This window comes from Paraburkholderia sp. (genome assembly GCF_034668105.1).
Taxonomy (GTDB): Bacteria; Pseudomonadota; Gammaproteobacteria; order Burkholderiales; family Burkholderiaceae; genus Paraburkholderia.
Map to the genome: position 1 here is coordinate 1 of NZ_JAXDPY010000505.1, position 11,479 is coordinate 11,479.

Sequence of the window (11,479 nt, forward strand, 5' to 3'; positions counted from 1 at the left end):
GATATCTGAGTTCATCCATCCTCGGCTTTGTGGTGGTGAGAAATTTCGTCGATGGCTGGCGCTACCTGGCCGTGGTCACTTCGTTGCCCGTCGTCATGCTGCTGTGGTGGCGCAGAACGCTGCCCGAGTCGCCGCGATGGCTGGAGAGCCAGGGCAGAACGGATGAAGCGAATCGTATCGTGACCACGATCGAGTCATGGTTTACCGGCCGCGGCATTCATCTTCCGCCGGTCGCCTCCGTCGGCATGATGCCCGCATCGGCATCGGTACCCGCCAAGCGTAGCGCGGTGCAGAACGTGCTGACGTTGTGGTCGCCGAGACTTGCGCGCTCCACGGCCGTGAGCTGGCTCATGTGGTTCTCGGTTGCGTTCGCGTACTACTCGTTCTTCTCGTGGATTCCGAGCCTGCTCCTCAAAGAGGGGCTCACCATGACGAAAAGCTTTGGCTATTCCATCGCGATCTATGGAGCGCAGATTCCAGGCTATTTCACGGCCGCCTGGCTCAATGAACGGATCGGCCGGAAAGGGGTGGTCGCGTCCTACATGCTGCTTGGGGGCATCGCTGCGATCGCGCTGGCGTTCTCTCACACCGGACTCAGCATCATGGCCGCGGGCATCTGCCTGTCGTTCTTCATGAACGGCGCGTTCGCAGGCGTGTATGCGTACACCCCGGAAGTGTTTCCGACAGCGGTTCGCACAACGGGCACCGGATCGTCCTCCTCGTTTGGCCGCATCGGCTCGGTGAGCGCGCCCATACTGGTCGGTCTCGTCTATCCCGTGTTCGGCTTCCTGGGTGTGTTTGCCATGACCACGACGGTTCTGCTCATTGGGGCGTGCGTGGTTTTCTTCCTGGGTATCGAGACGCGCAACCGCTCGCTCGAAGATATCGAGACCGAGGAATTCGGGCGTACGCAGGACCTGCGAGGCGCGCTCAATTCCACTGAACTCCGCGGCTGAATGCCGTGATTGACCTACTTCGAATACAGACCATGCAAGGCAACCGGATCGAGACTGCGCCGCCAGCGCCGCAAACGCTGGGCGTTTCCAATCTAGAATATCTCGCGCGGGCCGTGCGGCTCAACGGTCAGCCGACGGAGATTTTCCGTGCCGTTCATGAGGTAGCGGCAAGCACCATCGGCTTTAGCCTGTTCACGATCATGTCCTACGATGCACAACACCAGGAGGTGGAGCGTGTTTACACGAACATGCCCGACGTCTATCCGGTGGGCGGACGCAAGAAAAAGCAGGGCACCCCGTGGGCCAAGCAGATACTGCAGGATCTCAAGCCGTTTCGTGCAGGGACGCCGCAAGGCATTCGCGAAGCGTTTGACGACCACACCGTGATAACCGGCATGGGTCTCGGCTCGATACTGAACATCCCGATCGCGTACGACGGCGTGTGCATCGGCACGATGAACCTGACGCATCAGGAAGGGTGGTACACGGCGAGGCATGAAGAGTTGGGATTGCTGATCGGTTCGTTCCTCGCACCCGCTCTGATTTCGTGTAACAGCGTGTCCGCCGGCAGCTCGACTGTTTCTCTGACATGACCACTACCCAACGTGTTGCGACCACGTCGCCGGCCACCCCAACTTCCGCATCGCAAGGCCGCTGGCTGCTTGTCTTCATCCTTGCCTATCTGGCGCTAATGGCCGATGGCGCCGATGTCATGATGTACGGCCTGACGCTCACGCGAATCAAGGACGACTTCGGACTGAGCAATGTCGAAGCCGGCGCATTGGGCAGTTTGACGTTGCTAGGCATGGCCGTCGGCGGGATTCTTGGCGGCTGGCTGAGCGATCGCGTGGGCCGGGTAAGGGTAGTGGTCTGGGCGCTGGCGCTGTTCTCGCTGGGCGCGGGGATGCTTGGGCTCACGCACAGCTTTCTCGAATTCGCGATTGTGCGGTTCATCAGTTCGTTGGGTATCGGCTGCATGGTGCTGGTCACCACGCTGGTTGCCGAATACGTGCCCACGGAACGGCGCTCGCTGATTCTGGGCGCCTTGCAAACGGGGATTTCGGCCGGCTACATCGTCGTCATCGCGCTGAGCAGCTGGATTTTGCCGCACTACGGCTGGCGTACGCTGTACTACGTGTCGGCGCTGCCGGTGGTGTTCGCATTGGCGATCAAGTTTGCGGTGCCCGAGCCGGCAAGCTGGCGGGCAAGCCGCGAGGTTGCCGCGAAGAGCCCGCGTCAATGGCGCGACAGCCGCTACCACGTGATTTTCAGCAATCGACAGACGCGCCTGCTGTTCATCCTGTGGACGCTGGCCTCGATTTTCATTCTTTCCGGCTTCTATGGCTTGAACAACTGGCTCCCAACGTACCTCGAAAAAGAACTGCATCTCAAGTTCAGTTCATTGACGGGATACATGATCGGGACTTATGTGGTCGCCTTCATCGGCAAAATCTTCGCCGGCTGGCTGGGCGACCGCTGGAGCCGACGCGGTGTATATGTGCTCGGCTGCGTGGGCGCCGCGCTCTTTTTGCCGGTGATCATCTTCTGGCATACGCGCGAGAATATTGCCGCGCTCATGCTTTTCTTTGGCTTTCTTTATGGCGTACCACTGGGCACGATCGGGACGTTCATGTCCGAGAGTTTCGCCACGTCCATCCGCGGGACTGCGGTGGGCGGCTCCTACAACCTGGGCCGCTTCTGCTCGGGCGCGGCGCCGATTGTCATCGGCTACCTGGCCACACAGTTCTCCATCGGCCTTGGCTTTCTGGTGGTCGGCGCGGTTTTCTTCTTAAGCGGCGTGACCGCGTTGTTTATTCCAGACCGGTTGTACGACACGGAGCAACCGTCCACCGTGTGACGCGGTTTTCGGCGCAACGCGCCGATGCGCTCAGGCAGGTTCGTGCAGAATCGACGAATCGAACGGCGCCATCCTGCGCAGCGCGAGCCGAAAATCGCGCGCGACCGGCGAGAGCGCGGCATCGCGCCGGCGAATCAAACCGATGGTTCGCGCCACCGTCGGATCCACCAGCGGCCGGATGGCGATGCGCGCATGCGCATCGCGCGGCGCGGCGCAGCGCGGAATGATGGAGATACCGAGACCCGCTTCGACGAGCCCCAAGGAAGTGGTCAGATGTTCGATCTCGATCAGCCGGTCGGGGCGCCAGTCGATATCCCTCAACGCGGCGTCGAGCATGCGCCGGTTGCCGCTCGACGTACCCGAGACGATCAACGGCCACGGCCGCAACTCCGGCCACGTCACATGCTCGCTCGCGGCGAGCGGATGATCGACGGGACACGCCAGCACGTATGGATCCACCAGCAGTTCGTCGATTGCAAGCTCAGGCGATTCGTTCACGAGAAACGCAATGCCGAACTCCGCGTCGCCGATCGCGACACGTTGCACGACCGTCGCGAGGTTGGCCTCGATGAGTCTGAGCCGTACCTCGGGACGCCGCTTGTGATAACTGCTGACGATTTTCGGCAGCATGAATTTGGCGACCGTCGGAATACACGCGATGGTCAACTGACCGGTGCGAATCCGGGTGGCTTCGCTCACCAGTTCGAGTGATGCATCGAGCTCACGCAGCACGCCTTGTGCGCGCGGCAACAGCAATTCGCCGGAACCGGTGAGCGCGACGTTGCGCGTGGTGCGTTCGAACAGCAGGGTATCCAGCGCTTCTTCGAGCCGTTTGATACGCCGCGTCAAAGCGGAAGCGGAGAGGTTCAGTTCAAGTGCCGCGTCGTTGAACGAGGCGTGCGACGCGACCGCGACGAACGCGCGCAATGCGTCCAGATCGACACCCGGAAAACGGTTCATCGGCACCCCGCTGACTCTTGCATGTGACGCAATAATAATCACGTCGCGTGCAATTCACAAACGCGTCCGGGGTGGGGATACTGAATGCACGACATTTCCGTGCAACGTGATCCGCGCAATGACACGCGATTACACCCGAGACGGCACCCACACCGATGAACCAGCACAACGACGTAGGCACAAACCCTTATACCGGCGGCGTGGCCGCATTCGTCGCGGGCCTGCGGTATGAGGCGATACCGGACGACGTGCGCGCGCGCATCAAACTGCTGATCCTCGATTCACTTGGCTGCGCGATCTTTGGTGCCGCCTTGCCGTGGAGCCGCATTCTTGCGGATACCTTGCAGCGCGTCGACAGCACGCCGGGTTGCCACGTGTGGGGTACGCCGTTGCGGTTGTCCGCGCCACACGCGGCGCTCGTCAACGGCACCTTGATCCAGAGCTTCGAACTCGACGACGTGCATCGCGTCGGCGTGCTGCATGTCGGCGCGGTGACCTTGCCGGCCGTGCTGGCGGTTGCCGAGTTGCTGTCCGCCGATGCGCCGATGACCGGCCGCGACTTCCTGCGCGCCTGCGTGGCGGGCTACGAGGTCGGGCCGCGCGTGGGCATGTGCATGGGACCGGAACACATCGCGCAAGGCTGGCATTCCGGGGCGACGGTCGGCGTATTCTCGGCTGCGGCGGGCGCGGCAGCCGCGCTGCGGCTCGATGTGGAGCAGACGGTGCACGCGCTCGGCATTGGCGGCACGCAGTCGGCGGGGCTGATGGCCGCGCAGTTCGGCGCGATGGTCAAACGCATGCATGCGGGCCGTGCCGCGCAAAGCGGCTTGTACGGCGCGCTGCTCGCGCAAAACGGTTTCACCGGTATCGTCGACGTATTCGAGAACCCGTATGGCGGATTCTGCAGCACGTTCTCGCGATCGTCGGACCGTTTCGATCTGACGCAACTCGTGGATGGTCTCGGCGAGCGCTTCGAGACCATGCGCATCGCGCTGAAATTCTACTCGTGCGTGGGTAGCAATCACACCACGCTCGACGCAATCCGCGCGATGCAGGCGCGTCATCGGTTCGGTCCGGACGATATCGAACGGATCGTCGTGCACGGTTCGCGCGTGACGGTCGACCATGTGGGCTGGAAATATGTGCCGCAGGGACTGACCTCGGCGCAACTCAACCTGCCGTATTGTGTCGCGACACTCCTGCTCGAAGGCGACGTATTCGTCGACCAGTTCACCGAAGACAAGGTCGCGGACCCCGAGCGCATGGCGCTGGCCGATCGCGTGCAGGTGGTCGAGGATCCGTCGATCACCGCGCGCGGTTCGATGCTGCGGCATATGGTGCGCGTCGAGGTGCTACTGCGCGACGGCACGCGGCTCGAAGAAACGGTCGAGGCGCAGCGCGGCAGCGAACACGCATTCGCCAGCGAAGGGGATATCGTCGGCAAGATGAGAAAGCTCGCCGCGCATCGAATCGACGCACGGCAGATCGCGCGCATCGTCGATTGGGTGATGCATGCGGAAGATCAGCCGGACGCAAGCGAGCTTGCGCGCCTTCTCGCGACCGCTGCCTGAGGAGCCATCGTGGCCGCCACCGCGCACACGCTTACGTTGCCCGCCACGCCCGCCGCGCGGCGCGCGCGCTTGCGGTCGATTATCGGCGGCAGCGCCGGAAACGTGATCGAGTGGTACGACTTTCTCGCGTATTCGATCTTCTCGATCTATTTCAGCAAAGCGTTTTTCCCGGGCGGCAATCAGACCGCGCAACTCCTGAATGCGGCGGCCGTCGCGGCGATCGGCTATGTCGTGCGGCCGCTCGGCAGTTGGGCCATCGGCGCGCTCGCCGACCGGCAAGGGCGGCGCGTGGCGTTGAGCGTCTCGGTCGCGATGATGAGTGTCGGCTCGCTGATCATCGCGTTGACGCCGACGTATGCGTCGATCGGTGTGGCCGCACCGGCCGTGCTGGTCTGCGCGCGCCTCCTGCAAGGTTTCAGCATGGGTGGCGAAGCGGGCACGAGCGCGACCTATCTGAGTGAAATGGCGCCGACGGGCCGGCGCGGCTTTTTTGTCGGCTTCGTCCAGGTGACAGTGGTGATGGGGCAACTGCTGGCGCTCGCGCTGATGCTCGTCCTGCAACGGCTCGTGCTGACGCCTACGCAACTCGAACAGTGGGGATGGCGCATTCCGTTTGCGATCGGCGGCGCGCTGGCCGTGTTTGCGCTCTATCTGCGCCGCGGCATTGCGGAGACCGATGCGTTCGAGCGCGAGGGCGGCGCCCATGCCGGCACACGGACCCAGATAGAGCGAGGCAGCCTGCTGGTGCTGCTGGTCCAGCATCGGCGTCAGACGCTGTGGACGATCGGCATCAGCGTCGGCGGCACGGTCGCGTTCTATACGTTCACGATCTATTTGCAGAAGTTCATGGTCAACACCACGGGCTTCAGCCGCGACACGGCGACGCTGATCGCGCTCGTCGCGCTCGTGATCTACATGGGTTTTCAGCCGCTCTTCGGCCTGTTGTCCGATCTGATTGGACGGCGTCCGGTCATGATGATCTTCGGGGTGGGCGGCACGTTCCTCACGGTGCCGCTGATGCACGCGCTCGGCGCGACCCATAGCGCACTCACGGCGTTCGCGCTGAACCTTGCGGCGCTCGGCATTCTCAGTGGTTTTTCGTCGATTCACTGGCTCGTCAAGTCGGAGCTTTTTCCAGCGAAGGTTCGGGCGCTCGGCGTCGGACTACCGTTCGCGGTCGTGTCGTCGGTGATGGGCGGCACCACCGAATATCTCGCGTTGCGCTTCAAGCACGATGGCCACGAATCGTGGTTCTTCTATTACGTCAGCGCGTGCGCGGCAGTGTCGCTGCTCACGTACGTGCTGATGCCGGAGACGCGCCATCGGTCGGTGATCGACGAAGAAGCGCGTCAGCAAGGCGGTCATTAAGGTGGTCACTGCGGTGGTCACCGCGGTGATCACTGAGATGGTCACCGGGTTGTTCACCAATATGAGCACCAATATGACCGCCAAGGTCAACGGAGACGCTTTCATGCAGCCGGCTTCATCCGCTGGGCCCACTGCGGCGCAGTTGTTGTCGGAGTACGCGCTTAGCGTGCGGTTCGAGCAATTGCCCGCCGACATCGTGCGGCTCGCCAAGGACTGCCTGATCGATGCGATCGGCGCGGCGTTATACGGACACGAGGTGGAAGCGGGGCAGGCCGCGCTGCGTTATGTCAGCCATTCGCCCGCCGGCCCGTGCGCGATCCTGGGCACGAGCCGGCGTGTCGCGCCCGAGGCGGCGGCGTTCGCGGGCGGCGTGCTGGTTCACGCGGCGGAACTCGATAGCTTGCGGCAGCCCGGCGCCGGCGTTCATCCGGGCGCCGCGCTGGTGCCGGCGGCACTTGCCGCCGCCCAGGTTTCCGGCGCGTCGGGACGCGACTTGCTGGCGGCGCTCGTCGCCGGTATCGAGGTGCTGTTTCGCATCGGCAGTGCAACCAAACACACCGCCGAAGCGCGCGGCTTTCATGCGCCAGGTCTCACCGGACCGTTCGGCGCCGCGATCGTCGCGGGCAAGCTGGCCGGCGTCGATGCGGATACGCTGCGTCACGCGCTGGGCGTTGCCGGCTCGCAGAGCGGCGGATTGCTCGAATTCGCAAAGTCCGGCGACGGTGGTCTCGTCAAACGTCTGCACCTGGGGCGCGCGGCGCAATCGGGCATTGTTGCCGTGCAACTGGCACAGGCGGGCTTCGACGGACCGTCGACGGTGCTCGAAGGGCGCTACGGTTTTCTGCAGGCATATTGCGAGGACTCGGACGCGGCGCGGTTGACCGAGGGTTTAGGCACGCGCTATGAAACGCCGACGCTGTGCCTGAAGCGCTACGCGTGTCACATCGTGGCACACACGCCGGTCTACGCCGCGCAGCAGTTGCGGGCCGCGCACGATATCGACGCACGGCGGATCGCCGCGGTCCGGATCGAGGGCGCGCCGCGTCTCGCCGCGAATCACGATATCAAGCAACCGGCCAATCAGGTGCTCGCGCAATACAGCGTGCCGGTTTGCGTGGCGGCAGCGCTGCTGCACGATGCCGACGACCCGTCGACCTTCGGCGTCCGCCTGTTGCAAGACCCAGCCATCCGCGAACTGGCGCAGCGCGTGACGCTGGTGGCGACCGATGCCACCGGCCTCGCCACCGTCACACGCGTCACGCTCGACGACGGCACGACCTACGAGTTGGCGCAGACGGACTTTCCGGGCTGTCCGTCGACACCGTTCACACCCGCGCAGTTGCGCACCAAGTTCATGTGGATGACGAAGCGGCTGGGCGCCGCGGCGCACACGCTGTTCGAGCGGCTGGACCGGGTGGAAGACGAAGCGGATCTGCGCTGGCTCGATGCGGCGATTCCACCGTCGCCCGAGTTGCTGCACCGATCGTCGCCCGATTTATCGCTGGTAAAAGGAGACCGCGGATGACCATCGCAAAGACGCTAGGCGAACGCATCGCCGCGTTCACTTCCGCCGACGTGCCCGACGAAGCATTACGCTGGGCGCGCATCGGCATCATCGATACGATCGGCGTGACGCTGGCGGGTGCAGCGGAGCCCTGCGCGCGGATTGCGCGGACCGTGGCGGCGCCGTCGAACGGGGCGGCGCTCGTGATCGGCACACGCGAGCGGATGAAGCCCAGTGACGCCGCGCTCGTCAACGGCACGGCCGCGCATGCGCTCGACTTCGACGATTGCAGCAATACGCTGGGCGGCCATCCTTCCGCGCCGATCCTGCCGGCGCTGTTCGCGCTGGCGGAAGAAGTACACGCGAGCGGCCGGCGTCTCGTCACCGCTTACGTGGCGGGTTTCGAAACGCAGGCGCGCATCGCGCATGCGGTCAATTTTCACCACTACGACAAGGGCTGGCATCCCACCGCGACGCTCGGCGTCTTCGGCGCGTGTGCCGCAGCGGCGCATCTGCTCGAGCTGGATGCGGCGCGCACGGCGACCGCGTTGTCGATTGCCGCGTCGTTCGCTTCCGGGATCAAGGCTAATTTCGGCACGATGACGAAGCCGTTGCATGTCGGTCATGCGTCGCGCAACGGCCTGATCGCGACGCTGCTGGCGCGCGAAGGATTCAGCGCCGGCGACGAAGCTTTCGAACACCGCCAGGGCTTCTTCAACGTCTACAACGGCGCGGGCCATTACGACGCCGAGGCGGCGCTGACGCATTGGGCCGACCCACTCGATATCGTCGAACCCGGCATTGCGATCAAGCAGTATCCGTGCTGCGGCAGCACTCACCCCGCGATCGACGCGATGCTGATGCTCGTCAGCGAATACGGGCTGAAGCCGGACGAGGTCGAATCGGTCGTGTCGTGGACGCATCCCCGACGCCTTCAGCACACGAATCGCCCGCAGCCGGCCAGTCCGCTCGACGCGAAATTCAGCGTGCAGTACTGCGTGGCGCGCGCACTGGCGCAAGGACGCGTGGTGCTGTCCGACTTCGAAGGCGACGCGTACGCCGACCCGGCGATTCGCGCGCTGATGTCGAGGATTGTCGCGGAGCCTGATCCTTTGGCGGACCAGCAGCCGGATCATTTCGGCGCGGAAGTGGTCGTTCAGCTGCGCGACGGGCGGCGTGTGTCGAAACGCGTCGCGCGCGCGGCGGGCAGGACGTCGGCGAATCCGCTGCCGGACGCGCGGATCGAAGCCAAGTTTCTCGACTGCGCGAATCACGCGTTGACGCCGCAGGCGAGCCGAGACGCGTTGGGGATGCTTTGGCGCATCGACAGCGTGGAAGATATCACCACGTTGACCGGTTTACTCGAAGCAGGTTTGCGGGATTGACGTAGCAAAAGTCGGGGTGTCGCGGGACATCGTCCGCACGAGCAAGACAACCGCTTGGCCATGACCGGCGGAATACTTGGAGACAGGCATGAACGACTCACTCGTCGCCGCGCGCGTCGACCGTTTGCCGAACTCGCGGATGCATCGCGAATGGATGTTCCTATTCGCGATTCCGCTCTTTTTCGATAGCTGCGATATCAACACGTTCGCGTCGGCCGCGCCCGCGTTGATCCGGCATTGGCATATCGCAATCAATGAAATCGCACTGATCACGTCCGCGAGCTTCATCGGCATGTTCTTCGGCGCGACGCTCGGCGGTCTGCTGTCCGACCGGTTTGGGCGCAAACGCTCGCTGATGCTGTTCGTGCTGATTTCGTCGCTCGGCTCGCTGGCCACGGCGGTCGTGCCGAGTGTCCCGTATCTGTTCGCGGCGCGGGTCGTCACCGGCTTCGGCATTTCCGCGGGCATGGTGACGGTGATGACCTATATCGCCGAGCTGTTCCCGGCGCGCTCGCGTGGCACCTGGCAATCGTGGGCCATGGTCATCAACCTGTGCGCGATTCCGCTGACCAACTTCGTCGCGCGGCTGCTCGTGCCGTACGGGCCAGACGGCTGGCGCTGGGTGTTCGTGTGGGGCGCGCTTGGCGTCGCGTTTCCCCTGCTGGCGAAGCGGCTTCCCGAGTCGCCGCGCTGGAGCGCGCGAGCCGGGCGCTTCGACGAGGCGGAAGCCGCACTCGCGGCGATGGAGGCAAGGAGCATCGCGGAAGGAAACGTGCTGAGCACGCCCGAAGTCGCCGTGCGGCCGCCCGACGTGCGCGAGCCGTGGATGACGATGTTCAACAGCGTCTACCGCCGCCGCACGCTCACGCTCTGCGCGATCTGGCTGCTGCAGACAATCGGCTTTTATGGCTTTGAAGCATGGGTGCCGACCTTGCTCGTGCATCACGGCATCACGATTGCGCGCAGCCTCACGTACTTCACGCTGATCAACGTGGGCGCGCCGCTTGGCGCATTGCTCGCGGTCTATCCGGCCGACCGCTTCGAGCGCAAACATCTGATCGCGCTCGTCGCGCTGCTGATCGCGGGATTCGGCCTGCTGTACGGGTTGAGCTTTACGCCGGTGCTGATCGTGACGTTCGGATTCGCGGTCGGCATGCTGACGCAGACCTTTGCGACGCTGCTCTATTCGTACACGCCCGAACAGTTTCCGACCGGCGTGCGCAACAGCGCAACGGGCCTCACGTATGGCGCGGGCCGGATCGCGAATGTCGCGAATGCCTTTGTGATCGCCGCGATCTATACGAACTACGGGTATGTGACCGTGTTCATGTACATCGCGGGCGCGTGGTTCCTGACCGCGTTGATCACGCTTGTGTTCGGCCCGCGGACCACCGGCCGCAGCCTCGAAACCCTGAACCCGGTTGTGGATGAAGTGGACGCGGCATCGCTGACGCCGCTCGCCGAATATCCACGACGCTAGATCACACTGAAACTGGAGAGCCCACTGATGACCCTCGACGAACTCAACGATATCGACGTGCTCGTAATCGGCGCCGGAAACGCCGCGGCCAATGCGGCGCTTGCCGCTCGCGAAGGCGGCGCGAAGCGCATCGCGCTGCTCGAAAGTGCGCCGGAAGACGCGCGCGGCGGCAACTCCGCGTTTACCGGCGGCGCGTTCCGCTTCGTCTACGAATCCGTCGACGATCTGTTGAAACTCGCACCCGATATCGCGGAACTGGATCTGCCGAATATCGATTTCGGCACCTACACGCGCGAGCAGTATTTCGACGATATCGGCCGGCTCACCGAGTTTCGCGCCGACCCCGAACTGACCGAGGTGTTGATCGGCAACAGCTACGACGCGGCGTTGTGGCTCA

General features: G+C 63.9%; 10 protein-coding genes. 9 read left to right on the top strand and 1 reads right to left on the bottom strand.

Annotated features, from left to right (window positions below; all coding sequences use genetic code 11):
• From QOC89_RS22605 to QOC89_RS22615, 3 genes are all read left to right on the top strand, one after another.
• Positions 1-956 (top strand): MFS transporter (locus QOC89_RS22605; protein WP_323047052.1); only part of this gene is annotated, 956 nt, incomplete at its 5' end.
• 32 nt (positions 957-988) lie between these two features.
• Positions 989-1,549, top strand: coding sequence for a GAF domain-containing protein (locus tag QOC89_RS22610; RefSeq protein ID WP_323047053.1), 561 nt, complete (start codon positions 989-991; stop codon positions 1,547-1,549).
• Positions 1,546-2,814: an MFS transporter gene (locus tag QOC89_RS22615; RefSeq protein ID WP_323047054.1), complete on the top strand. Its 1,269-nt coding sequence runs from the start codon at positions 1,546-1,548 to the stop codon at positions 2,812-2,814. The genes QOC89_RS22610 and QOC89_RS22615 overlap by 4 nt, the downstream gene beginning before the upstream one ends.
• Before the next feature lie 30 nt (positions 2,815-2,844).
• On the opposite strand, the gene QOC89_RS22620 is transcribed toward QOC89_RS22615, so the two are convergent.
• Positions 2,845-3,774, bottom strand: a complete 930-nt coding sequence (locus QOC89_RS22620; RefSeq protein ID WP_323047055.1) for a LysR family transcriptional regulator — start codon at positions 3,772-3,774, stop codon at positions 2,845-2,847.
• A 155-nt stretch (positions 3,775-3,929) separates the two neighbouring features.
• Between QOC89_RS22620 and QOC89_RS22625 the strand changes: the two genes are divergently transcribed.
• The 6 genes from QOC89_RS22625 to QOC89_RS22650 form a co-directional block, all read left to right on the top strand.
• Positions 3,930-5,345: an MmgE/PrpD family protein gene (locus QOC89_RS22625; protein WP_323047056.1), complete on the top strand. Its 1,416-nt coding sequence runs from the start codon at positions 3,930-3,932 to the stop codon at positions 5,343-5,345.
• A gap of 9 nt (positions 5,346-5,354) precedes the next feature.
• Complete coding sequence (locus tag QOC89_RS22630; protein ID WP_323047057.1) at positions 5,355-6,713, top strand: MFS transporter; 1,359 nt, start codon at positions 5,355-5,357, stop codon at positions 6,711-6,713.
• A 1-nt stretch (position 6,714) separates the two neighbouring features.
• Positions 6,715-8,238: an MmgE/PrpD family protein gene (locus QOC89_RS22635; RefSeq protein WP_323047058.1), complete on the top strand. Its 1,524-nt coding sequence runs from the start codon at positions 6,715-6,717 to the stop codon at positions 8,236-8,238.
• Entirely contained in the window at positions 8,235-9,602 is a 1,368-nt protein-coding gene (locus QOC89_RS22640) for an MmgE/PrpD family protein (RefSeq protein WP_323047059.1), read from the top strand. The genes QOC89_RS22635 and QOC89_RS22640 overlap by 4 nt, the downstream gene beginning before the upstream one ends.
• An 88-nt stretch (positions 9,603-9,690) precedes the next feature.
• Entirely contained in the window at positions 9,691-11,082 is a 1,392-nt protein-coding gene (locus tag QOC89_RS22645; protein ID WP_323047060.1) for an MFS transporter, read from the top strand.
• A gap of 27 nt (positions 11,083-11,109) precedes the next feature.
• A partial coding sequence (locus QOC89_RS22650; protein WP_323047061.1) for an FAD-binding protein occupies positions 11,110-11,479 on the top strand: 370 nt, incomplete at its 3' end.